General features: G+C 72.1%; 22 protein-coding genes and 1 tRNA gene. 9 read left to right on the forward strand and 14 right to left on the reverse strand.

All coding sequences use genetic code 11. The features are described from left to right. Positions 1–55: 55 nt before the first annotated feature. Positions 56–128 (reverse strand) — tRNA-Thr (locus tag ACLHRZ_RS38960). 161 nt (positions 129–289) lie between these two features. On the opposite strand from ACLHRZ_RS38960, the gene ACLHRZ_RS38965 reads away from it, so the two are divergent. From ACLHRZ_RS38965 to ACLHRZ_RS38975, 3 genes are all read left to right on the forward strand, one after another. After that, positions 290–1,426: an ABC transporter ATP-binding protein gene (locus ACLHRZ_RS38965; RefSeq protein WP_490423318.1), complete on the forward strand. Its 1,137-nt coding sequence runs from the start codon at positions 290–292 to the stop codon at positions 1,424–1,426. A 185-nt stretch (positions 1,427–1,611) separates the two neighbouring features. Beyond that, a complete protein-coding gene (locus tag ACLHRZ_RS38970) occupies positions 1,612–2,028 on the forward strand; it encodes a hypothetical protein (RefSeq protein ID WP_490423319.1) in 417 nt (138 codons plus the stop codon). Positions 2,029–2,098: 70 nt separating this feature from the next. Next, positions 2,099–2,824, forward strand: a complete 726-nt coding sequence (locus ACLHRZ_RS38975) for a nucleotidyltransferase family protein (RefSeq protein WP_490423320.1) — start codon at positions 2,099–2,101, stop codon at positions 2,822–2,824. A 190-nt stretch (positions 2,825–3,014) separates the two neighbouring features. Here the strand turns inward: ACLHRZ_RS38975 and ACLHRZ_RS38980 are convergent, their stop codons facing one another. The 3 genes from ACLHRZ_RS38980 to cysS all read right to left on the reverse strand — a co-directional run bounded on the left by ACLHRZ_RS38980 (position 3,015) and on the right by cysS (position 7,188). Beyond that, entirely contained in the window at positions 3,015–4,637 is a 1,623-nt protein-coding gene (locus tag ACLHRZ_RS38980; protein ID WP_490423321.1) for a DoxX family protein, read from the reverse strand. Positions 4,638–4,766: 129 nt separating this feature from the next. Further along, entirely contained in the window at positions 4,767–5,717 is a 951-nt protein-coding gene (gene rlmB, locus ACLHRZ_RS38985) for a 23S rRNA (guanosine(2251)-2'-O)-methyltransferase RlmB (protein ID WP_490423322.1), read from the reverse strand. A 73-nt stretch (positions 5,718–5,790) separates the two neighbouring features. Next, positions 5,791–7,188, reverse strand: coding sequence for a cysteine--tRNA ligase (gene cysS / locus ACLHRZ_RS38990; protein ID WP_490423323.1), 1,398 nt, complete (start codon positions 7,186–7,188; stop codon positions 5,791–5,793). Between the two features lie 152 nt (positions 7,189–7,340). On the opposite strand from cysS, the gene ACLHRZ_RS38995 reads away from it, so the two are divergent. Together ACLHRZ_RS38995 and ACLHRZ_RS39000 are read left to right on the forward strand one after the other, a co-directional pair. Then, the gene (locus ACLHRZ_RS38995) at positions 7,341–8,489 is read left to right on the forward strand and encodes an acyltransferase family protein (RefSeq protein ID WP_490423324.1); all 1,149 of its coding nucleotides are present in this window, start codon (positions 7,341–7,343) and stop codon (positions 8,487–8,489) included. 55 nt (positions 8,490–8,544) lie between these two features. After that, entirely contained in the window at positions 8,545–9,807 is a 1,263-nt protein-coding gene (locus ACLHRZ_RS39000) for an acyltransferase family protein (RefSeq protein ID WP_490423325.1), read from the forward strand. A 38-nt stretch (positions 9,808–9,845) separates the two neighbouring features. Here the strand turns inward: ACLHRZ_RS39000 and ACLHRZ_RS39005 are convergent, their stop codons facing one another. The 4 genes from ACLHRZ_RS39005 to ACLHRZ_RS39020 form a co-directional block, all read right to left on the reverse strand. Beyond that, a complete protein-coding gene (locus ACLHRZ_RS39005) occupies positions 9,846–10,244 on the reverse strand; it encodes a PPOX class F420-dependent oxidoreductase (RefSeq protein ID WP_490423326.1) in 399 nt (132 codons plus the stop codon). A 76-nt stretch (positions 10,245–10,320) separates the two neighbouring features. Next, positions 10,321–10,818, reverse strand: a complete 498-nt coding sequence (gene ispF, locus ACLHRZ_RS39010) for a 2-C-methyl-D-erythritol 2,4-cyclodiphosphate synthase (RefSeq protein WP_490423327.1) — start codon at positions 10,816–10,818, stop codon at positions 10,321–10,323. Further along, a complete protein-coding gene (ispD, locus tag ACLHRZ_RS39015; protein ID WP_490423328.1) occupies positions 10,808–11,560 on the reverse strand; it encodes a 2-C-methyl-D-erythritol 4-phosphate cytidylyltransferase in 753 nt (250 codons plus the stop codon). The genes ispF and ispD overlap by 11 nt, the downstream gene beginning before the upstream one ends. A gap of 265 nt (positions 11,561–11,825) precedes the next feature. Continuing rightward, a complete protein-coding gene (locus ACLHRZ_RS39020) occupies positions 11,826–12,308 on the reverse strand; it encodes a CarD family transcriptional regulator (protein WP_003953493.1) in 483 nt (160 codons plus the stop codon). Positions 12,309–12,908: 600 nt separating this feature from the next. On the opposite strand from ACLHRZ_RS39020, the gene ACLHRZ_RS39025 reads away from it, so the two are divergent. Then, positions 12,909–13,577: a copper chaperone PCu(A)C domain-containing protein gene (locus ACLHRZ_RS39025; protein WP_490423329.1), complete on the forward strand. Its 669-nt coding sequence runs from the start codon at positions 12,909–12,911 to the stop codon at positions 13,575–13,577. Between the two features lie 88 nt (positions 13,578–13,665). Here the strand turns inward: ACLHRZ_RS39025 and phoP are convergent, their stop codons facing one another. Next, positions 13,666–14,346 (reverse strand): two-component system response regulator PhoP, encoded by a 681-nt coding sequence (phoP, locus tag ACLHRZ_RS39030; RefSeq protein WP_390781772.1) that lies wholly within the window; start codon positions 14,344–14,346, stop codon positions 13,666–13,668. A gap of 61 nt (positions 14,347–14,407) precedes the next feature. Continuing rightward, positions 14,408–15,697 carry a two-component system sensor histidine kinase PhoR gene (gene phoR, locus ACLHRZ_RS39035; protein ID WP_490423330.1) on the reverse strand — a complete coding sequence of 430 codons (1,290 nt, stop codon included), beginning with the start codon at positions 15,695–15,697 and terminating at the stop codon, positions 14,408–14,410. Between the two features lie 197 nt (positions 15,698–15,894). Here phoR and phoU point away from each other — a divergent pair, with 197 nt between their 5' ends. Beyond that, the gene (gene phoU / locus ACLHRZ_RS39040; protein ID WP_490423331.1) at positions 15,895–16,575 is read left to right on the forward strand and encodes a phosphate signaling complex protein PhoU; all 681 of its coding nucleotides are present in this window, start codon (positions 15,895–15,897) and stop codon (positions 16,573–16,575) included. Positions 16,576–16,890: 315 nt separating this feature from the next. Here phoU and ACLHRZ_RS39045 read toward each other — a convergent pair whose 3' ends face one another. After that, entirely contained in the window at positions 16,891–17,652 is a 762-nt protein-coding gene (locus ACLHRZ_RS39045) for a phosphoglyceromutase (RefSeq protein ID WP_490423332.1), read from the reverse strand. A 154-nt stretch (positions 17,653–17,806) separates the two neighbouring features. On the opposite strand from ACLHRZ_RS39045, the gene ACLHRZ_RS39050 reads away from it, so the two are divergent. After that, positions 17,807–19,057 carry an MDR family MFS transporter gene (locus ACLHRZ_RS39050; protein WP_490423333.1) on the forward strand — a complete coding sequence of 417 codons (1,251 nt, stop codon included), beginning with the start codon at positions 17,807–17,809 and terminating at the stop codon, positions 19,055–19,057. Here ACLHRZ_RS39050 and ACLHRZ_RS39055 read toward each other — a convergent pair whose 3' ends face one another. From ACLHRZ_RS39055 to ACLHRZ_RS39065, 3 genes are all read right to left on the reverse strand, one after another. Next, positions 19,058–19,546 carry a type III secretion system chaperone family protein gene (locus ACLHRZ_RS39055; protein ID WP_490423334.1) on the reverse strand — a complete coding sequence of 163 codons (489 nt, stop codon included), beginning with the start codon at positions 19,544–19,546 and terminating at the stop codon, positions 19,058–19,060. Further along, complete coding sequence (gene mshA / locus ACLHRZ_RS39060) at positions 19,539–20,909, reverse strand: D-inositol-3-phosphate glycosyltransferase (RefSeq protein ID WP_490423335.1); 1,371 nt, start codon at positions 20,907–20,909, stop codon at positions 19,539–19,541. The genes ACLHRZ_RS39055 and mshA overlap by 8 nt, the downstream gene beginning before the upstream one ends. Positions 20,910–21,031: 122 nt before the next feature. Then, positions 21,032–22,282, reverse strand: a complete 1,251-nt coding sequence (locus tag ACLHRZ_RS39065; RefSeq protein ID WP_490423336.1) for an MFS transporter — start codon at positions 22,280–22,282, stop codon at positions 21,032–21,034. A gap of 60 nt (positions 22,283–22,342) precedes the next feature. On the opposite strand from ACLHRZ_RS39065, the gene ACLHRZ_RS39070 reads away from it, so the two are divergent. Beyond that, a complete protein-coding gene (locus tag ACLHRZ_RS39070; RefSeq protein WP_490423337.1) occupies positions 22,343–23,065 on the forward strand; it encodes a FadR/GntR family transcriptional regulator in 723 nt (240 codons plus the stop codon). Positions 23,066–23,070: the final 5 nt, after the last annotated feature.

The raw sequence follows: 23,070 nt of genomic DNA on the forward strand, positions 1-23,070 counted from the left end.
ACGCACAGAGCCGCAGGTCCCCGAGGGGCCTGCGGCTCTGTCGCGTGTTGATGCAAGCCGCCTGTCGGATTCGAACCGACGACCTTCGCTTTACAAGAGCGGTGCTCTACCAGCTGAGCTAAGGCGGCATGTGGGAGGCAGTCTACCCACAACGATTTGGTGCACCGCGACCTGCTGACAACCGGCCAACGCCCCGGTAGCGTCCTCGACAGCCGGTCCGATTGGACTGGACCACTCCCTCTACTCGGATCGTCCGGCACGTTCCTGCCGGTGAAGGGACTGCATCACCATGGCCACGGTCACGTACGACAAGGCGACCCGCATCTATCCGGGCTCCGACAAACCCGCCGTCGATCAGCTGGACATCACCATCGAGGATGGCGAATTCCTGGTGCTCGTCGGACCCTCCGGCTGCGGCAAGTCCACCTCGCTGCGGATGCTCGCGGGGCTGGAGGACGTCAACGGCGGCTCGATCCGGATCGGCGACCGGGACGTCACCCATCTCCCGCCCAAGGACCGGGACATCGCCATGGTGTTCCAGAACTACGCGCTCTACCCGCACATGACGGTCGCCGACAACATGGGCTTCGCCCTGAAGATCGCGGGCGTGCCGAAGGCCGAGATCCGGCAGAAGGTCGAGGACGCGGCCCGGATCCTGGACCTCACCGAGTACCTGGGGCGCAAGCCCAAGGCGCTCTCCGGCGGACAGCGCCAGCGCGTCGCGATGGGGCGCGCGATCGTGCGCGAGCCCCAGGTGTTCCTCATGGACGAGCCGCTGTCGAACCTCGACGCCAAGCTGCGCGTGCAGACCCGCACCCAGATCGCCGGGCTGCAGCGGCGGCTGGGCATCACGACCGTCTACGTCACGCACGACCAGGTCGAGGCCATGACCATGGGCGACCGGGTCGCCGTGCTCAAGGACGGCCTGCTGCAGCAGGTGGACTCGCCGCGCAACATGTACGACCGCCCGGCGAACCTCTTCGTCGCCGGGTTCATCGGCTCCCCCGCCATGAACCTGGTCGAGGTGCCGATCACCGACGGCGGCGTGAAGTTCGGCAACAGCGTCGTGCCCGTCCCGCGCGAGGCCCTGACGGCCGCGGCCGACCGGGGCGACCGCACGGTGACGGTCGGCGTGCGGCCCGAGCACTTCGACGTGGTCGAGCAGAACGGCGAGGCGGCCCGCTCCCTGGGCAAGGAGTCCGCGGACGTGCCGGCCGGCCTCGCGGTCACGGTGAACGTGGTCGAGGAACTCGGCGCCGACGGCTACGTGTACGGCACCGCCGAGGTCGGCAGCGAGCCGAAGGACCTCGTGGTGCGCGTGAACGGGCGCCGCGTGCCGGAGAAGGGCTCCGTGCTGCACGTGGTGCCGCGGCCGGGCGAGGTGCACGTGTTCTCGACGTCCTCGGGCGAGCGCATCGGCGACTGAGCGTGAGCGGTGCGGACGTCCGCGACGACGACCGTCCGCACCGCCCGCCGTGTCGAGACATGCCCTGACACACCTCGCTTTTCGACCCCCGTACGTCAACACGGTGAACAAACGGCAGCCCGTGATGTCGCTCGACCGGGTGACTAAATGTCGCCGCATCATTACCCCTCGCTACCATCTGCGGCATGAACCAGGCCGCCCGCCGCATCGGCAGAACTCTCGCTCTCGTCCTTCCCGTCGTTCTGGTGCTCTCCGGGACCCTCGCGGTCACCCGTGTCCCGTGGGCGGCCCCTAACGCCGAGTCGCAGGTGCTCACTGCTTCATCGGGCACCGCCTCCACCCAGGCCAAGGCACGCGCGCCGCACGAGGTGCTGCGTGACCGGCTGCTGACCGAACTGCAGCAGAAGAACCCCGGGGCCGCACTCACCGAACTCCAGCGGGAGACGGAGAGCCGTCCCTCGCTCGCCCAGTACTGCGGGCAGATCGCCCGCGCCCTCGGCCGCGCCGCCGTCGCCAAGTACGGCGCGAGGAAGGCCCAGAGCTTCTCGCGCCCCGTCTGCGACACCTCCTTCGCCTCCGGCGTCGTCGCCCAGGGCCACTGAGCCGCGGCCGAACGCACCACCCCCGGACCGGAACGCACCGGTCCGGGGCTCAGCGCATATCGTGCGGGGCATGACCGGCACCCACGCCTCCCCGTATCCCACGCAAGCCGTGATCCTGGCCGGCGGCCAGGGGTCACGGCTTCGCCCGTACACCGACGACCGCCCCAAGCCGATGGTGGAGATCCCCGGCACGGGCGTCCCGATCATCGGTCACCAACTGGCCTGGCTCGCCTCGGAAGGCGTCACCGACGCCGTCGTCTCGTGCGGCCATCTGGCCGAAGTCCTGCAGGACTGGCTCGTGTCGGCCGAACTCCCGCTGCGCGTCACGACGGTGGTGGAGAAGGAGCCCCTCGGCCGCGGCGGCGGGCTGAAGTACGCGGCCGCCTCGCTGCCCCACCCCGACCAGGCCTGGTACGCCACCAACGGGGACATCTGGACCCGCTTCTCGCTGCGCGAGATGGCCGCCTTCCACCAAGAGCGCGACGCCACGGCCACGTTGTCGCTGGCGCGGCCGCGGATCCCCTGGGGGGCCGTGGAGACCGACGAGTTCGGACACGTCCTGGACTTCATCGAGGCGCCCCCGTCGCCTTATCTGATCAATGCTGGCGTCTACGTCTTCTCGGCCGGCTTCCGCAACCTGCTGCCGGACCGCGGCGACCACGAGCGGACGACGTTCCCGCGCCTGGCCCGCGAACGCCGCCTGGCCGGCTTCCCGTTGCCGCACGGCGCGTACTGGCGGGCCATCGACACGGCGAAGGATCTGACGGAGGCCGCGCGGGAGTTGCGCGCCTCGTAGGAGCGCCCCGTAAGGGGCGCGGGGCCGGGTCATTGTGCGGCTCCGCCGCGTGGGCGCGACCGGCCATCGACGGCCCGCAGCCGACGTACCACCCCCAAGGGGCCCGGGGCGAAGCCCCGGAACGGTACGTCGGCTGCGGGCGCATCGTGGCTGATCGCGCAGTTCCCCGCGCCCCTTACGGGGCGCTGCCCTAGCCCAGGAGCCCCCCGAGCGCGCCCCCGCCGTGGCCGCCGGACCCACTGCCCGACGAACTGCCGGACGACTCGCCGGTGCTGCCGGCGGAGCCCCCCGCGGAGGAACTGCTGCGCGGCGCCGCCGGAGCGGGCTGCTGGTGCGGCGTCTGGGGCGCCGTGTGGACGCCGCCGTGGCCGCCGGGGGCCCCGGCGCCGCCCGGGGTGCCCGCGGGGCTGTGCGACGTGCCCGGAGCGCTCGGCGTCGCCGACGGCCCGGACTGCTTGTGCCCGGTGGGGCTGGGCTTGACGGCACCCGGCGTGGTGGCACCGTGCGCGCCGGGGGTGGTGGACGAGGAACCCGGCCGCTGCGGCAGGTGCGTACCGGGAAGACTGTTGCTGGGCGGGGCCGCCGGGACGCCGGGGGTCTGGACGGACCGGGAGGAGCGCACGGCTCCGCCGAGCATCGAACCGGTCAGCAGCGACAGGCCGATGAGAACGGTGGCCATGACCGTGCCGCGCCGCAGGACGCGCCGCCGCAGGGCCCAGAGCTCGGCGCGCGGGCCGAGCCGCCGCCAGGCCTCCCCGGCGAGCTTGCCGTCGACGGAGTAGAACGGCGCCCCGGCGATGACCAGCGGGCTCCACGCGGCCAGGCAGATGATGTCCGGCGCCTGGTAGACGGGGGCGGTGCGCCAGCTGACGGTGACGAGCAGGACGGCCGACAGCAGCATCCCGATGCCCGCGGCGAGCCGCTGCCAGAGGCCGAAGATGGTAAGGATGCCGACGATGATCTGCACGAAGGCGACGGTCAGCCCGGAGCCCACGGGGTGGCTCAGGGCGAGCGCGCGCAGCGGCGCGGCGACGGCCCAGGGGTGCAGGGACGTGAGCCACGCGACCATCGAGCCGCGCTTGCCGCCGTCGAAGTAGACGGGGTCGCACAGCTTGCCCATGCCGGCGTAGACGGAGATCAGGCCGAGGAAGATGCGCAGGGGCAGCAGGACGACACCGAGGTTCATCCGGCGGTCCGGATAGTAGGCGTGCCGGGCGGCGTCGCCGGTGCGCTGCCTGCGCGGGGTGTCCTCGTCGTCCTCGGTCTCGTAGTCCGAACCGGGTTCGCCGAACTGGGAGTATCCGTACGGGTCTTCGTCGCGCGCATCGCCGTTCGGGCGGACGCGGGGCAGGAGTCGGGTGGCGTCGGCGCCGGCCGGGCCGGTGGGCTCGGCGGGACCGCGGGGCCCGATGACGGTGGTCGGGGGGTCGTCGAGGGCGATGCGCGGCAGCACCTGGGTGGCGGCGTCCCCGCCTCCGGCCGTCCGGGCGGGGCCGGTGAGCCCGGACTCCCGTACGGCGTCGAGGAGTTGGGTGGATGCCGAATCGCCGGGCCCGGTCCGCCCGCTCCACACCACGGGGGCGCGGCGCCGGGCCGCGCTCTTGAGGGTGGGCAGCCCGTCCGTCCGGGCTGCGCCCGCGAACTGCCGGGCGGCGCGCGGGGGGCGCGCGAGCTGCACGCGGAAACTCAGGTGGTTGACGGAGACCTGCGCCGGGTCCGACGGGACCTTCACCGTACTCAGCGCGGGCTGGTCGTCGTACCCCGAAGAGCTTCCCCCCGTAGGCGTGCGGGGTGTTCTGGTGTCCACACTCATCTAACCGAGTGACTTGAGATTAGGACACTGCCTTGACCGCCCCGATGTGTCCGAGACCCGTCAAGATCATCAACTCCCGCGCCCCTTCCGGCGGATCAGCGCTCGCGCGGCTGACCCGCCGGGGCACGCTCAGGCGCGCCGGCGCGCGGCCTCGTACAGCACGACACCTGCGGCGACACCGGCGTTGAGCGACTCGGCGCCGCCCGGCATCGGGATCCGCACGCGGAAGTCGCAGGTCTCGCCGACCAGCCGGGAGAGGCCCTTGCCCTCGCTGCCGACGACGATCACGACGGGGCCCTCGAGCGCGTCGAGCTCGTGCAGCTCGGTGTCGCCGTCCGCCGCGAGGCCGACGACCATGAGGCCTTCCTTCTGGTAGGCCTCCAGGGCGCGCGTCATGTTGGTGGCGCGGGCCACCGGCGTGCGGGCGGCGGTGCCGGCGGAGGTCTTCCAGGCGCTGGCGGTCATGCCGGCCGCGCGGCGCTCGGGGACGACGACGCCGTGGCCGCCGAAGGCGGAGACGGAGCGGACGACGGCGCCGAGGTTGCGCGGGTCGGTGATGCCGTCGAGCGCGACGATCAGCGGGTCCTCGCCGTTGTCGTAGGCCCCGGCGGTGAGGTCCTCGGGGTGCGCGTAGTCGTACGGCGGCACCGACAGGACCAGGCCCTGGTGGTTGAGGCCGTTGGTCATCCGGTCGAGCTCCGGACGCGGGGCCTCCATGAGGTTGAGGCCCTTCTCCGTGGCGAGCTGGATCGCCTCGCGCACACGCTCGTCGTTGTCCACGAACTGCTGGACGTACAGCGTGGTCGCGGGCACGCCCTCGCGCAGCGCCTCGACCACGGAGTTGCGGCCGACGACGAGCTCGTTGGTGCCCTTGGGGCCGCCGCGGCGCGGGGCCGGGCGGCGGGCCGCCTGCTTGGCCTGGGCGTTGGACACGCGGTTCTTCTTATGCCCCTTGCGCATGCTCGCGGGCGGCGTGGGGCCCTTGCCCTCCAGGCCTCGGCGCCGCTGGCCGCCGCTGCCGACCTGCGCGCCCTTCTTGTTGGACGTGCGGCGGTTCCTGCGCTGGCTGTTGCCGGCCATGGGTCACCTGTTTCTTACTACTGCGATTGCTAACTGCGATTACTGCTGTGAACGTGCTTACGAAAAGTGTCGCTCAGCCGAGCGTCCAGCGCGGACCCGCCGGGGTGTCCTCGATGACGAGGCCGGACTGCTGCAGCTGGTCGCGGATGGCGTCGGCGCTCCCCCAGTCCTTGCGGCCGCGGGCCGCCTCGCGCTGCTCCAGCACCAGCCTGACCAGCGAGTCCACCACACCGTGCAGGTCCTCGCCACGGCCGTCGCCGGCGGCGGCCCACTGCTCGTCCAGCGGGTCCAGGCCCAGCACCCCGAGCATCGCGCGGACCTCGGCCAGGCGGGCGACCGCGGTCTCCTTGTCGTCGGCGCTCAGGGCCGAATTGCCCTGCCGCACCGCGGTGTGGACGATCGCGAGCGCCTGCGGGACGCCCAGGTCGTCGTCCATCGCCTCGGCGAAGGCCGGCGGCACCTCGGCGGCGGGCTCGACGGTCTTCCCGGCCTTCTCGCAGACCCGCTGCATGAAGCCCTCGATGCGGGCGAACGCCGCCTCGGCCTCGCGCAGCGCGTCCTCGCTGTACTCGATCATCGAGCGGTAGTGCGGGGTGCCCAGGTAGTAGCGCAGCACGATCGGGCGCCAGCGCTTGACCATCTCGGAGACGAGCACCGAGTTGCCCAGCGACTTGGACATCTTCTCGCCGCTCATGGTCACCCAGGCGTTGTGCACCCAGTACCGGGCGAAGGTGTCGCCGAAGGCCTTGGCCTGGGCGATCTCGTTCTCGTGGTGCGGGAAGATCAGGTCGATGCCGCCGCCGTGGATGTCGAAGGCCTCGCCCAAGTACTTGTGCGCCATCGCCGAGCACTCCAGGTGCCAGCCCGGACGGCCACGGCCCCAGGGGGTCTCCCAGCTGGGCTCGCCCTCCTTGGCCGCCTTCCACATCGCGAAGTCGCGCGGGTCGCGCTTGCCGGTCTCGCCCTCGCCGGACGGCTGCAGCAGGTTGTCCAGCTCCTGGTTGGACAGCTCCAGGTAGCCAGGGAAGGAGCGCACGTCGAAGTACACGTTGCCGTCGACGGCGTAGGCGTGACCGCGCTCGATCAGCCCGCGCATCATCTCGATCATCTCGGGCACGTGCCCGGTCGCCCGCGGCTCGACGGTCGGGCGCAGGCAGCCCAGCGCGTCGTACGCGGCGTTGAACGCGCACTCGTTCTCGTAGCCGATCGACCACCACGGGCGGCCCTGGTCGGCGGCCTTCGCGATGATCTTGTCGTCGATGTCCGTCACATTGCGCACGAACGTCACGTCGTAGCCGCGGTAGGCGAACCAGCGGCGCATGATGTCGAAGTTCAGGCCGGAACGGATGTGCCCGATATGCGGCGCAGCCTGCACGGTGGCACCACAGAGGTAGATCGAGACACAGCCCGCTGCGATCGGGGCGAAGTCACGGATCTGCCGGGCGCTGGTGTCGTACAGGCGAATAGTCACGGAACCAGGGTAGTGGGCCCTGGGCAGTGCCTCGCTCCCCCGGGAGGAAGCGGGATGCAATCCGGCAACTCGACCGCCGGTCTTTGACCTCAATTTACGATCTGCACATCATAAGGAGCCGCACGGCAGCTTCCGGGGACTCAGGAGGGACGTTGCACTCCACCGTGCACTCCACCGTCATCAGCCAGCAGGAACGCTCGCCCGTTCCCGTCCCGCCCCCGGCCCGCAGAAGACCGCAGGGGCGGCTGGCCGCGCTGGACGGTCTGCGGCTGCTGGCCGCCCTGATGGTCGTCGCCTATCACTACGTCGCCTTCAACAGCGGAGCCTGGCCGGCCCCCTCGGAGAAACTCTTCCCCGCCGCGTACCTGCCCGCCTCCTACGGCTGGCTGGGCGTTCAGCTGTTCTTCCTCATCAGCGGCTTCGTCATCTGCATGAGCGCCTGGGGAAAGAGCGTCGGGGATTTCGCCGTATCGCGCGTGACACGGCTGTATCCCGCGTACTGGTTCGCCGTTCTCGCCGTCTCGCTCGTCGTCTCCCTCTTCCCGGTCGTCAACGACGCGCCCCGGCTGAGCAACATCGCCGTCAACCTCACGATGCTCCAGGACCCCTTCGGGGTGGCTCCGGTCGACGGCGTCTACTGGACCCTGTGGGTGGAGGTCCGCTTCTACCTGCTCTTCGCACTCGTCGTCGCCTGGCGCGGGCTGACCTACCGGCGGGCCCTGGCCTTCTGCCTGCTGTGGGGCATCGCCGCGGCCGTCGCCGCCACGGCCGGCAGCCCGCTGCTCACCACCCTGCTGCTGCCCGGCGACGCCTGGTACTTCATCGCCGGCATCGCCTTCTACCTGATGCACCGGTTCCGCCCCAACCTGCTGCTCTGGCTGATCGTCGGCGGCTGCTTCCTGGCCGGCCAGCACTTCCTGCTGGAGGCGCACCGCAACGCCGAGCACTACATGGGCCACCGCGTCCCGCAGTGGCCCAGCGTGCTGCTCGTCGCGCTCTTCTTCGCCGCCCTCGCCGCCGTGGCCCTCGGCCTGACCCGGCGGATCACCTGGGGCTGGCTGTCCACGGCGGGCGTGCTGACCTATCCGCTGTACCTGCTGCACGAGCGGATGGGCTGGATCGTCATCAAGTACGCCGACGGACTGCTGCCCCGGCCGCTGCTGCTCGTGACGCTGGTCACGGTCATGCTGGCGGCCGCCTGGCTGGTCCACCGCCTGGTGGAACGGCCCCTGGCCCGCCTCGTACGGCAGGGGCTGAAGCGCGCTGTGGCGGAGATCCGGGCCGGGCACGCGCAGGCGTGAACCGGCCCCCGGGCCCCGGGTCTGTCGCGGCGCGCGGGACGGCGGGTGTGTCAGCATGCTCGGGACGGGCCCGCCGCGGCGGGCCGACACCTCTACCGGAGAGGACGACATGCGTTTCGCCAACCGCGGCGAAATCGATGGCGGCCGACCGGCCGCCCCCGGGAAGACACCCAGGCTCTACGCCCTGGACGGACTGCGCCTCCTCGCCGCCCTCATGGTCGTGCTGTACCACTACACGTACCTGACCGGCGGCTGGGGCACCCGGGACACCAGACGGATGTTCTCCGCCATCGAACCGATAACCCGCTACGGCTGGCTGGGCGTGGAAGTCTTCTTCCTCATCAGCGGCTTCGTCATCTGCATGAGCGCCTGGGGACGCTCCCTGGGCGACTTCGTCGTCTCCCGCGCCTCCCGCATCTACCCCGCCTACTGGGTCGCGGTGGCCCTCACCGGGACCGTGGTCATGACCTGGCCGCAGGTGCGCTCCCTGGCCGGCTGGGAGACGGTCGTCACGAACTTCAGCATGCTCCAGCACGGACTGGGCGTCTGGGACGTGGACGGCGTCTACTGGACGCTCTTCGTCGAGCTGAAGTTCTACGTGCTCTTCGCACTCGTCGTCGCCAGAGGCGTCACCTACCGCAGATGCGTGCTGTTCTGCGGCGTGTGGACGGTGGCCGCCGCCACGGCCCCCGCGGTGAACAACAAGCTGCTCGATCTGTGGGCGATGCCGCTGTACGCGCCCTACTTCATCGCGGGCATCGCGTTCTATCTGATGCACCGGTTCAAGCCGACCGCCCTGCTGTGGGGCATCGTCGTCGTCTCGTACCTGCTCGCCAACCACCACGTTGCCAAGCGGGTGCACGACAACGCGAACCATGTGATGCCGCTGTTCCCCGCCCAGCTGGGCGTGCTGGCGGCGTTCGTCGTCATGTCCCTGGTGGCGCTGCGCAAGTTCGACCGCGTGCAGTGGCCCTGGCTGGCCACCGCGGGTGCGCTCACCTTCCCCCTGTACCTGCTGCACCAGTACATCGGGATGACGGTCATCTACGGGCTGCGCGAGAAGGTGTCGCCGCCGCTGCTGGTGGCCGGGCTCATCGCGGTGATGCTGGGCGCCGCCTGGCTGATGCACCGCTACGTCGAGCGCCCGCTCGGCAAGTGGCTGCGCAAGGCGCTGCTGAAGGGCATGGAGGAGGTCCGGCGCAACACGCCGGAGCGGGGTCCGCGCCCCGCCCCGCAGGAACCTGCGCAGGAGCCGGTGACCGCGCCCCGGCAGGCCTACGGCTACGCGGAGGTGCCGCGCGCCGCGGCGGACCGCTGACTCGCAGGGCCCGCCCTCTCCGGGGCGGGCCCTGCGGCTCACAGCGAGCCGACCACCTTGCGCGGGCTGATCCGCACGACGACCCGCTGGGCGTCGTCCTTGGCGGCCGGGTTGAAGTCCGCGTAGTCCTTGCCGGTGTACTTCCGCGACAGCTCGTCGATCAGCTCCTGGCCGCCCTCGGTGGTGAGCGTGGCCGAGCCGCGGACCTCGGCGTAGGTGTAGGGCGCGTTCGGCGGGTTGATCATGACGGTGACACGGGGGTCGCGGCGGAGGTTCTTCTCCTTGCGGCGGCCGACGGTCGTGGAGACGAGCAGGTCGTCGCCGTCGCGTCTGAGCCAGGTCACGGAGAGCTGAGGGCTGCCGTCGGGCTGGACGGTGGCGACGGTGGCGAAGACGGGGTTGTCGTCGACGTACTTCTTGAGGTCGTCGGAGAGCACGGGGACTCCTTCCGGAGGGGCGGGGCGAGTGATCGTTTCTTCCCCTGCCCCGCCCGTTCCCGAAACCGGGCCCGGTTCAGCCCGCCGGTACGACCAGTGCCGTCGCCACCGCAGCCAGGCCCTCGGCGCGGCCCGTCAGGCCGAGGCCGTCCGTCGTCGTGCCGGACACCGAGACGGGTGCCCCGACGGCGGCCGACAGCGCCTTCTGCGCCTCGTCCCGCCGCTTGCCGATCTTCGGGCGCACCCCGATCACCTGGATGGCGACGTTCCCGATGTCGAACCCGGCCTCGCGCACGATCCGCGCCGCCTCGGTCAGCAGGGCCACGCCGGAGGCGCCCGACCACTCCGGCCGGTCCGTGCCGAAGTGCGCGCCGAGGTCGCCGACCCCGGCGGCGGAGAACAGCGCGTCGCACGCGGCGTGCGCGGCGACGTCGGCGTCGGAGTGGCCGGCGAGGCCCGTCTCGCCCTCCCACAGCAGGCCCGCGCACCACAGCTCGCGGCCCTCCTCGAAGGCGTGCACATCGGTGCCGATGCCCACCAGGGGCATGACGACCCGGGGGGACTCAGAAGCCATCGTTGGCCCTCCTGCGGGCGAGTACGGCCTCGGCCAGGACGAGGTCCAGCGGGCGGGTCACCTTGAAGGCCTCCTCGTGGCCGGGGACGACCACGACCTCGACGCCCAGCTGCTCGACCATGCCGGCGTCGTCCGTGGCGCCCTCGCCGCCGAAGACGGCCTTGTCGTGGGCCTCCTGCAGCGTCGCGCGGTCGAAGCCCTGCGGGGTCTGGACGGCGCGCAGCAGCGCGCGGTCGGGCGTGGCCACGACGGGCTCGGGCCCGTCCGTGCGCGGCTCGACCTGCTTGACGGTGTCCGCGAGGGGCAGCGCGGGGACCACGGCGGGCGCGCCCTCGCGCACGGCCGCGGCGACGGCGTCGACGGTGTCGACGGGCACCAGCGGGCGGGCCGCGTCGTGGACCAGGACGGCGGTGACGTCGCCGGGGAGGGCCGCGAGGCCCAGCCGCACGGACTCCTGGCGGGTGGCACCGCCGGGGACGACCAGGACCTCGGTGCGCTCGCCGAGCGGGAACTCGTCCAGCAGGCTGCGCACCTCGGCCGCGCCCTCGGGCGGGGCGACGACCACGACGAGGGAGACCGCGCGGGAGGCCGCCATGGCCCGTACCGCGTGGACCAGCATCGGAGTGCCGTTGAGGGCGCGCAGGGCCTTGGGCGCGCCGGGGCCGAGCCGGATGCCCCGGCCGGCCGCCGGGATGACGGCGGCCGTGCGCGCGGGGGCCGCTGCGGTGGCTCGATCAGACATGGGGTTGGCGTTCAGGTTTGTATCCTCAGCCGAATTGGGTATGGCCTCACCGTGCCGGGCACGATGCCCCGACCAGCCCCTTCCGTGACACTGGTCGGGCAGGCTGCCCGGGCCCGGCACACCGAGTGCGGCCCAGCCGGATCCGGAGATGCCGCAGCGCCCGTCGGATGACATCCGTCATCGCGCGGGCACCGCGGCATTGCCTTGCGTCGGGTGGGTCGCCTAACCGTCTGGCGTCAAGCTGTGCGTCAGGCCGAACTGTGCGTCAGGACGCGAGAACCTCGTCGAGCAGGGCCTCGGCCTTGTCCTCGTTGGTGTTCTCCGCAAGAGCGAGCTCGCTGACCAGGATCTGCCGCGCCTTGGCGAGCATCCGCTTCTCACCTGCGGAGAGACCGCGCTCGCGCTCCCGGCGCCACAGGTCGCGCACGACCTCGGCGACCTTGATCACGTCGCCGGACGCGAGCTTCTCGAGATTCGCCTTGTAGCGACGGGACCAGTTCGTCGGCTCTTCCGCGTAGGGCGCGCGGAGCACCTCGAAGACCCGGTCGAGCCCGTCCTGGCCGACCACATCGCGTACGCCGACGAACTCGGCATTGTCCGCCGGCACCCGAACCGTCAGGTCACCCTGGGCGACCTTCAGCACCAAGTAGGTCTTGTCCACGCCTTTGATCTGGCGAGTTTCGATGGCCTCGATCAGCGCGGCCCCGTGATGGGGATAGACCACGGTGTCGCCAACCTTGAACGTCATGTGACAGGTACCCCTTCCGTGGCTATCCAGTCTAACACGGGAACTGCCCGTTCTGAATGGCGTTTCCGCAGGTCAGGGCATATCTCGGGGCTTGACAACAGCAACCGGGACGTGCTGCGGAGGGCTTCCGGAAGCGGGTATTCGCAGGTCGGAGCCGGTCTTCGGGCGCGGCGAAACACGCGCGCCACCTGCTCCGGGCAGGGCTCGCGGGCGGCCGAACGTCCCGTTTTGCCGGGGTCCGGTCGGCCGAGTTCCGGTACTCCGTTCGGGGCGCGCCCGGCCTTCCGCACGGCGATTCCGGAATTGATCAAGCCGTACTTGATCAATTCCGGAAGTTCTTCCCTGGCGCCTTCGCATTCTGCGCCGATAATCCGCGCGAGCGCCCCCGCGCACGCCATGAACGACTTCCCGGCCGCCGCGACGGCGATATTCGGACGCGGCCGGCCGGACGCCCGGCGGGCGACGTCCGGGAGGGGGTGTCCGGGCACCGGAGTGGACCATGGGGCGGGTCGGGTGCGGCGGCCCCATGGCGGCTCGGTAACCTAAGCGCGCTGACACACCCTTTATCTCGCCCACCTCGTCCAAGGAGATGCCGCCGCCGTGAGCAGCAGCCTTCGACGCGGCGCTCTCGCCGCTACCGCCCTCGTGCTCTCGATCGCCTCGCTCTCCGCCTGTGCGGCGGGCAACAGCGCGCAGACGTTGCAGGTCAAGCCGGACAACGCCGAGACCACGGTCGGCGACATCAAGCTGCAGAACGTCAACGTCATCACCCAGCCGGAGCAGCAGGCCGCCAACGGCCCCGCCGTGGTCACCGGCAAGATCTTCAACAACGGCCGCACGGATCAGCAGCTGCGCTCGATCAGCTTCCCGGGCAAGAACGTCACGGTGAAGCTCAGCCCCGCCAAGGGCACCGGCGCGCTGGTCGTGCCCGCGGGCGGCTCGCTGACCCTGGGCGGCAAGGACAACGCGTCCGCCGTGCTCCCGAAGGGCCCTGAGGGCTTCAAGGACGGCGACTCCCAGCAGCTGGCCTTCGACTTCAGCAACACGGGCGAAGTGAAGATCGGCGCCTTCGTGTACCCCGCGAAGAGCTTCTTCAAGGACTGGGGCCCGAGCAACCCCGCCCCGGCGCCCGGCGCCTCCCAGGCCACCGGCCAGCCCGCCCAGCAGCAGCCCGGCAAGCCGGGCCAGGCCGGCCAGCAGGCCGGTGCCAAGCCGAGCCCGGGCTCGAGCGAGTCGGCCCAGGCCGGCCAGCAGCACGCCGGGCACTGAGCCGGGGCCCGGAACAGGGACACCGAAAGGGGAGGGCCCGGAAGCATTCCGCTTCCGGGCCCTCCCCTTCGTCGTGCCCGCCCGCGGCCTACGGCTCGAACTTGTAGCCGAGGCCGCGCACCGTCACCAGGTAGCGCGGAGCGCCCGGATCCGGCTCGATCTTGGCGCGCAGGCGCTTGACGTGCACGTCCAGCGTCTTGGTGTCGCCGACGTAGTCCGCGCCCCAGACACGGTCGATGAGCTGCATGCGCGTCAGCACACGGCCCGCGTTGCGCAGCAGCATCTCCAGGAGGTCGAACTCCTTGAGGGGCAGGTCGACCTTGCCGCCGGCGACCGTGACGACGTGCCGGTCGACGTCCATCCGGACGGGGCCGGCCTCCAGGGCCGCCGGGGTCACCTCCTCGGGCTCGCCGCGGCGGCGCAGCACGGCGCGGATGCGGGCCACCAGCTCACGGGAGGAGAAGGGCTTGGTGACGTAGTCGTCGGCTCCTATCTCCAAGCCGACGACCTTGTCGATCTCGCTGTCCTTGGCCGTGACCATGATCACGGGCACATTGGAGCGGCTGCGCAGCTGCCGGCAGACCTCGGTGCCGGGCAGGCCCGGCAGCATGAGGTCGAGCAGGACCAGGTCGGCGCCGTTGCGTTCGAACTCGTCCAGCCCGTCGGGGCCGGTCGTCGCGATGGCGACCTCGAAGCCCTCCTTGCGGAGCATGTAGGACAACGCGTCGCTGAAGGATTCCTCGTCCTCTACAACGAGCACTCGGGTCACGGAAAGACCTCCGGTCGGGTCTCTGGGTAGTACGCAGTGGGGGAAAAGGGAACCTCGAGTGTCATGGGTGGACCCCCGGGGCGGGAAGGGATTCGGGGACGAAGGGGTCGGCGGGGTCGACGGGGTCGGCAGCCGGGTCGTCGAAGGCGGGGTCGTCCGGCAGGCGGCTGCGGACCCGCTCGGCCCGCACGCGGTCGCGGACGGAGCCGGCCTCCGGCAGGCGGAGGGTGAAGGTGGACCCCTGGCCCTCGGCGCTCCACACGGTGACCTCGCCGCCGTGCGAGGCGACCACGTGCTTGACGATCGACAGGCCCAGGCCCGTGCCGCCCGTGGCCCGGGAGCGGGCGGGGTCGACGCGGTAGAAGCGCTCGAAGACGCGCTCGCGGTCCTTCTCCGAGATGCCGATGCCCTGGTCGGTGACGGCGAGCTCGATGAGGTCGCCGCCGGGGGCGGCCACCCGGCGGGCGGCGATGCCCACCCGGGTGCGCGCGGGGCTGTAGTTGACGGCGTTCTCCACGAGGTTGCCCAGGGCCGCGGCGAGCTGGCCGCGGTTGCCCCAGACGTGCAGGTCGGCGGTGCCGCCCGCGGCCATGGTGATCTGCTTGGTGCCGGCCTGGTGGCGGCAGCGGTCGATGGCCTCGGCGACGAGCTCGTCCACCCGGACCGGCTCGGCGTCCTCCAGCGGGTCGTCGTTCTGCACCCGGGAGAGGTCGATGAGCTCCTGGACCAGGTTGGTCAGCCGCGTCGACTCGATCTGCATCCGGCCCGCGAAGCGGGTGACGGCCTCGGGGTCGTCGGCGGCGTCCATGACGGCCTCGGAGAGCAGGGAGAGCGCGCCGACCGGGGTCTTGAGCTCGTGGCTGACGTTGGCGACGAAGTCCCGGCGGACCGCCTCGATGCGGCGGGCCTCGGTGAGGTCCTCGACGAGCAGCAGCACCAGCCGGGAGCCGAGCGGGGCGACCCGGGCGGAGACCGCGAGGGCGTCGCCGCGGCCGGTGCCGCGGCGCGGCAGGTCGAGCTCGACCTGGCGTATCTCGCCGTCGCGGCGGGTGTCGCGGGCCATCTGCAGCATGGGCTCGACGGCGAGCCTGCCGCCGCGGACGAGCCCGAGCGCGTACGCGGCGGAGCTGGCCTTGACCACGGCGTCGCCCTCGTCGAGCACGACCGCGGAGGACCGGAGCACCGACAGGACGGTGTCCACCCCGGGCGGCAGGACGGCATCGGTGTGCAGGGAACTCCGCGTGGGGCGGGCCTGGTCCCGCTCGCTCCAGCGGAACGCCAGCATGGCGATCACACCGGTGCACAGCCCGGCGACCGCTGCTGCGGCGGCAACCGCCGCGTTCACGTTCATGTATCCAGGTTATGCGGGCCCACCGACACCTCCACAGCCGAACGGGGGGTACCTCGAACATACGTTGCCGAGAGTTCACCTTGAGGTCAGGACCGGTTCACTCCGGATGACGGAAGCCGTCGGATTCCGGCCGGAACGTGGGACCGTGACGGGGCCACCCGGCCATCCGTAGCACTCGGACGAGAGAAGGACAGGACATGCGGGACGCGTACCACGAGGAGCTGGATTCGATCGGCGAGGGCCTGGTCGAGATGGCCCGGCTGGTCGGCTCCGCGATCGGGCGCGCCACCACGGCGATCCTGGACGCGGACCTCAAGCTGGCGGAGTCCGTCATCGCCGCGGACGCCAAGGTCGACGACCTCCAGCGGGACCTGGAGGCGCGGGCCATCGCCCTGCTGGCGCGGCAGCAGCCGGTCGCCACCGATCTGCGGATCGTGGTCACCTCGCTGCGGATGAGCGCGGACCTGGAGCGCTCGGGCGACCTGGCCCAGCACGTGGCCAAGCTGGCCCGGCTGCGCTTCCCGGAGACGGCGGTGCCCTCGGACCTGCACTCCACGGTGCTGGAGATGGGCCAGCTCGCCCAGCGGCTGATGGCCAAGGCGGCCGAGGTGATCATCACCAAGGACGTCGATCTGGCGCTCCAGCTGGAGCAGGACGACGACGCGATGGACATGCTGCACCGCACGCTCTTCCAGCACCTGATGGACGACCGCTGGCAGCACGGCATCGAGACGGCCGTGGACGTGACGCTGCTGGGCCGCTACTACGAGCGCTTCGCCGACCATGCGGTCTCGGTGGCCAAGCGCGTGGTCTACCTGGTCACCGGTGAGCACGCGGACGAGATCGGACAGACCCCCGGCGCGGGCGAGAACGCATAGGCGCACGGCTGAACTGTGCGCCTGCATGTGCCACCGCACGCCGTGAATGCGCCTGCGCGCCCGCTCATACGTACGCGACGGGCATTGACGGTCGCTGCGGGCCGCCCTTGACTGGTGGACAGGCTGACCACTCCATCGAGGAGGTACCGAATGAGCGGCTGTCAGTGCGGACCCGGATGCGGCTGCGGCTGCCAGAGCGGCGGCTCCTGCCAGTGCGGCGGCGGCTGCGGCTGACCCCTCGCACATGTCACTCACGGGGGGAGCCCCCGGCCGGGATTCCGGCCGGGGGCTCCCTCCGTCGCGCAGCGGGCGGCGCTACTTCTTCTTGCCCTGGTTCTTCACGGCCTCGATGGCGGCCTTGGCGGCCTCCGGGTCGAGGTACGTGCCGCCGGGGACGACCGGGCGGAAGTCGGCGTCGAGCTCGTAGGCGAGCGGGATGCCGGTGGGGATGTTCAGGCCCGCGATGTCGGCGTCGGAGATGCCGTCGAGGTGCTTGACCAGGGCGCGCAGGCTGTTGCCGTGCGCGGCGACCAGGACCGTGCGGCCGGCCGTCAGGTCGGGCACGATGCCGTCGTACCAGTACGGCAGCATGCGGGCGACGACGTCCTTGAGGCACTCGGTGCGCGGGCGCAGCTCCGGCGGGATGGAGGCGTAGCGCGGGTCGTCGCTCTGCGAGAACTCGGAGCCGTCCTCGAGGGCCGGCGGCGGGGTGTCGTACGAGCGGCGCCAGAGCATGAACTGCTCCTCGCCGAACTCGGCCAGGGTCTGGGCCTTGTCCTTGCCCTGGAGCGCGCCGTAGTGGCGCTCGTTCAGCCGCCAGGAGCGGTGGACCGGGATCCAGTGGCGGTCCGCGGACTCCAGCGCGAGCTGCGCGGTGCGGATCGCGCGCTTCTGGAGGGACGTGTGGACCACGTCCGGGAGCAGGCCGGCGTCCTTGAGGAGCTCGCCGCCCCGGACCGCCTCCTTCTCGCCCTTCTCGTTCAGGTTGACGTCCACCCAGCCGGTGAACAGGTTCTTGGCGTTCCACTCGCTCTCGCCGTGGCGGAGGAGGATCAGCTTGTACGGTGCGTCGGCCATGCCCATGAGCGTAATCGACTGCGCGGGCGGCCCGCGCGCCCCGGCCCTGCGCCGGTCACTTGATCACGATCGTCAATTCGATGGCGTGCACACGTCGAAAGTGTGTAAGTTGCGGATCTACTGATCACCACTTACACAGGGGGCACGGGTGGGCATGGGAACGGCGGTGCGGCGGAGCGTCTCGGGGCTGCCGCGGGAGTTCTGGTGGCTGTGGACCTCCACGCTGATCAACCGGCTGGGCTCCTTCGTCTCCTCTTTCCTGGCGCTCTATCTCGTCGTGGAGCGCGGGTATTCGGCCTCGTTCGCGGGGATGGTCGCGGCGCTGCACGGGCTCGGCGGAGTGATCTCCTCCATCGGTTCCGGGGTGCTCACCGACCGCCTCGGGCGGCGGCCCACCCTGCTCGTCGCCCAGGCCTCGACCGCATTCTCGGTCGCGCTGCTGGGCTTCATGCAGCACCCCGGCGCCATCGCGGCCGTCGCGTTCGTGGTGGGCATGGCCGGCAACGCCTCGCGCCCGGCCGTGCAGGCGATGATGGCCGACATCGTGGCCCCGCAGGACCGGGTCCGGGCGTTCGCCCTCAACTACTGGGCCATCAACCTCGGTTTCGCCTTCTCGGCGCTGGCCGCGGGGCTGATCGCCGAACACAGCTATCTGATCGGCTTCCTGGTGGAAGGGGCGATGACGCTGGCGTGCGCCGTGCTCGTCTTCCTCAAGCTGCCGGAGTCGCGGCCCGAGCGGGCATCCTCCGGTGCGGCCGGCCCCGAACCGGCCGTCGGGATGGGCACGGTGCTCCGCGACCGGCGCTACATGAGCGTCGTCGGGCTGTCGTTCCTCATCGCCCTGATCTTTCAGCAGAGTTCGGTCGCGCTGCCCCTGGCCATGGGCGAGAGCGGCTTCTCCAGCAGCGACTACGGGACGGTCATCGCGGTGAACGGCGTGCTGATCGTGGCCCTGCAGATCCCCGTGACCCGCTTCATCGAGCACCGGGACCCGCAGCGGCTGCTGGTGCTCTCCGCACTCCTCGCGGGGTACGGCTTCGGACTGACCGCGTTCGCCGGGTCGATCGCGGTGTACGCCCTGACGGTGTCCGTCTGGACGCTGGCGGAGATCGTCAACTCGCCCACGCAGATGGGGCTGGTGGTGCGGCTGTCGCCCACGCACGGGCGCGGGCGCTACCAGGGCGTCTACACGCTGTCGTGGTCGGTGGCGGCACTGGTGGCGCCGCTGGCCGGCGGCACGGTGATCGACCGCTTCGGGGCCGCGACGCTGTGGGCGGGCTGCGCGGTGGTGGGCAGCGTGGCCGCCGCGGGGTACTGGCTGCTCATGCGGGGGCTGCCTGCGGCGGCCCCGGCCGGCGGGGCGATGCCGGCACCGCGGGCCGAGGAGGAGCGGGTGTCGGGGTGACTACTCCTCCTTGCGCGTCAGGCGCGCGAACGCGTCAAGGTTCCGCGTCGACTCGCCCCGCGACGTGCGCCACGCGTACTCCTTGCGGATCGCCGACGCGAAGCCCATCTCCAGCAGGGTGTTGAAGCTGCCGTCCGCCGCCTCCAGGACCGTGCCGAGGATGCGGTCGATCTCGTCCGGGGTGACCGCGGCCAGCGGCAGGCGGCCCACCAGGTAGACGTCGCCCAGGGGGTCGACCGCGTAAGCGACGCCGTACAGGCGGGTGTTGCGCTCCAGCAGCCAGCGGTGCACCGCCTCGTGGTTCTCGTCGGGGCAGCGCACGACGAAGGCGTTGACGGACAGCGAGTGCCTGCCCACGAGCAGGGAGACCGTCGTCGAGAGCTTGCGCGTGCCGGGGAGCTTGACGACGTACGAACCGTCGGCCGGGCTCTCCCATTCGAGCCCGGCCTCGCGCAGCGCCTGCTCGATGGTGGTCTTCGCGTCAGACATGGGTCGAGCGTAGGCGACGGCGCCGCTCGTGCATGGCTGCGGTGTAGACGTCGGCCGTGGCGGCGGCCGCCGCGCCCCAGCCGAAGGACTCCGCGTGCCGGGCGGCCGCGGAGCCCATACGGTCCGTCAGCTCCGGTGTGTCCGCAAAGCGGGCGAGCGCCTCCGCGTAGTCGGCCGGGTCGTGCCCGGGTATCAGGAAGCCGCTGACCCCGTCCCGGACGGCCACCGGGAGGCCGCCGACCTCCGCGGCCAGCACCGGCGTGCCGCAGGCCTGCGCCTCGGCGGCGACCAGGCCGAACGACTCGCTGTGGGACGGCATGACGAGCACGGACGCCGCCCGGTACCAGTCGGCGAGCTGCTGCTGGCCGACCGGCGGGCGGAAGCGGACCACATCGGCGACGCCCAGCCGGGCGGCGAGCTTCTGCAGCCCCTCGGGCTTGGCGAGGCCGCTGCCGCTGGGGCCGCCGACGACCGGCACGACCATCCGCGCGCGCAGCTCGGGCCGCCGCTCCAGCAGCACGGCGACCGCACGCAGCAGCACATCGGGGGCCTTGAGCGGCTGGATGCGCCCGGCGAACAGCGGGATCAGCGCATCGGCCGGCAGACCCAGCCGCGCCCGGGCGGCCGCGCGGCCGTCGGACGGGCGGAAGCGGTCGAGGTTGACCCCCGGGTGCACGACGGCGACCTTGCCGGGGTCGGCGTCGTAGTGGTGCACGAGCTCCTCGGCCTCGCCGTCGGTGTTGGCGATGAGCCGGTCGGCCGCCCGGACGATCTGGGTCTCGCCGATGACCCGGGTGTCGGGCTCGGGGGTGTCGCCCTCCGCCAGCGCGGCGTTCTTGACCTTGGCCATGGTGTGCATGGCGTGGACCAGCGGCACGCCCCAGCGCTCGGCGGCCAGCCAGCCGACGTGGCCGGAGAGCCAGTAGTGGGAGTGGACCAGGTCGTAGTGGCCGGGCCGGTGTCCGGCCCAGGCCTGCATCACACCGTGGGTGAAGGCGCACAGCTGCGCCGGGAGCTCCTCCTTGGCCAGGCCCTCGTAGGGACCGGCGTCGATGTGCCGGACGAGGACGCCGGGGGCGAGCTCCACGACGGGCGGCAGCGCTCCGGTCGTGGCGCGGGTGAAGACCTCGACTTCGATGTCGATGCTCGCCAGCCTCTTGGCGAGCTCGACGATGTAGACGTTCATGCCGCCCGCGTCGCCCGTGCCGGGCTGGTGCAGCGGGGAGGTGTGAACGCTGAGCATGGCGATGCGGCGCGGCCGCCGGGGCGTGCCGAGGCGCCGGATCTGGGGCAACTGGGGCTTGTGGAAGGGGCCGAGCGTGCGGCCGCGGCGAGCGCCGAGCCGGGATGCGTACTGGCTCACCTGCGTATTCCTCCGTGTGCCTGGGACGTGCACCACTCTCTTGTTCACCGGGGCCAACGCTGCGGAGGCGGTCTCCCCTTCCCACTTTGCCAAAGCGTGATGTAGCCATCCACTTCGCCGCCTCAGCCCTGGGGCCCGACCCGGCTGCCGGACAGCAGCACGCCGGCCACCAGCTGGGCCGCGGCCGTCACCAGCAGGGCCGCCATGGGTGCCGTCCAGCCGCCGGTGGCACCGTGCAGCAGGCCGACCGCCAGCGGGCCGAGCGCGGCCAGCAGATAGCCGAGGGACTGGGAGAGCGTGGACAGGGCCGTCGTCTCCGCGGGGCTGCCGCCGCTCTGCGCGATCACGGCGAGGACCAGCGGGAACGAGCACATCCCCAGCCCCACCAGCACCGCCCACACCATCGGCAGCGCCACCGGCGCCAGCAGCAGGCCGGCGAACCCGGCGAGCATCGCCAGCGAGACACCGACGAACGCCCCGCGCAGCCGCCCCGGCCCCTTGGCCACGGCGAGCACCGCGAAGGACACGGGGATGCCGACCGCCTGCGTGACCGCCAGCACCGCCCCCGCCGCGCCCTCGGACATGCCCTGCCCCGACAGCAGGGACGGCAGCCAGCCGACCACCGCGTAGGCGTTGAGCGCCTGCAGGCCGAAGTAGGCGGTGACCAGCGCACCCAGCCGGGTGCGGGCGACGGCCCGCAGGGATGTCCGCTCGGCGGCCCCGCCCGCGGACGCTTCCGCGGCGGCGCGCGGCGCCCGGGCCCGTACCGCAGCCCACACCGCCAGGGCCGCCAGGGCCGGCACGGCCCACACCGCGAGCCCCAGCGACGGCGAGCCGAGGGCGCCGGCCAGCGGGACGGACACGGCGGAGGCGACGGCCGCACCCAGGGCGAGCGTGGTCGTGTAGACGCTGGTCATCAGGCCCGTGCGGCCGGGGAAGTGGGTGCGGACCAGCGTCGGCAGCAGGACGTTGCACAGCGCCAGGCCCGACATGCCCAGCGCCGTGCCCGCCAGCAGCGCCCACACCGCCGGCACCGCCCGTATCGCGAGGCCCGCCGTGAGCGCGGCGAGCGCCAGCAGCACCGCGCGCTCGGCGCCCATGCGCCGGGCCAGGGCGCCCGTGCCGGCGCCGGCGGCCGCGAAGCACAGCGTCGGCAGCGTGGGCAGCAGGGCCGCCACCGCGGAGGGCAGGCCGAGATCCGCCCGCAGGGCTTCGAGCAGGGCGGAGGCGCTGCTGATGCCGAGGCGCAGGTTGAGGGCGATGAGCACCACGGCCGCGGCGGTGAGCCAGGCGGCGCGGGCGCGGCGGGGAGTGGACGGGGCGGCGGTGACGGACGGGGCCGGGGCGGAGACCCGGGGCGGCGCGGAGGACATGACTCAAACGTAAGACGTCCGACGTTTTATGTCCATGCCCCGAACGGGTACCGTGAATCCATGACTCTGGAACCGGTCCGCCGGCCGGCCCTGACGGCCGAGGTCATCGAGGCGATCCGGGCCCGGATCGCCTCCGGCGAATGGCCCGTCGGCTCCCGCATCCCGCCCGAGCCCGAGCTGATGCGTCGGCTGGAGGTCGCGCGCGGCACCGTCCGCGAGGCGGTGCGCGCGCTCGCCCACGCAGGCCTGCTGGAGGTGCGGCGCGGCGACGGCACGTACGTCCGTGCGACCAGCGAGCTGTCCGGCGCGGTGTCCCGCCTCTACGGCGACAGCGGCCTCGGCCAGCTGCTCGAAGTGCGCGAGGCCCTCGACGCGCAGGCCGCCCGGCTGGCCGCCGTGCGGGCCGACGACGCCACGCTCGACGAGCTCGCCGTGGCGCTCCAGCGGCGCGGCGACGCGTGGCGCGCCGGGGACTTCGCGGCGTGGGTCGCCGCCGACTGGGCCTTCCACGCCGGGGTCGCCGAGGCCGCCGGCAACCCGCTCCTGTCCGAGCTCTACTGCAACCTCGCCGAGCCGCTGCACGCCGCCATGGCCGACACGTGGTCCACGCCCGGCTTCGAGGGCGCGGACCCGGTGGGCCACGAGTCGCTGCTGGCCGCACTGCGGGACCGGGATCCGGACGGCGCCGCCGAGCAGGCCGGCGCCAACGTCGCCGACACGCGCGCGTGGGACACCCGCGCCCAGGAACCGCGGGCACACCAGCCCCACGCAGCACGCCCGTAGGCTTG

Source organism: Streptomyces sp. AM25 (genome assembly GCF_058146165.1).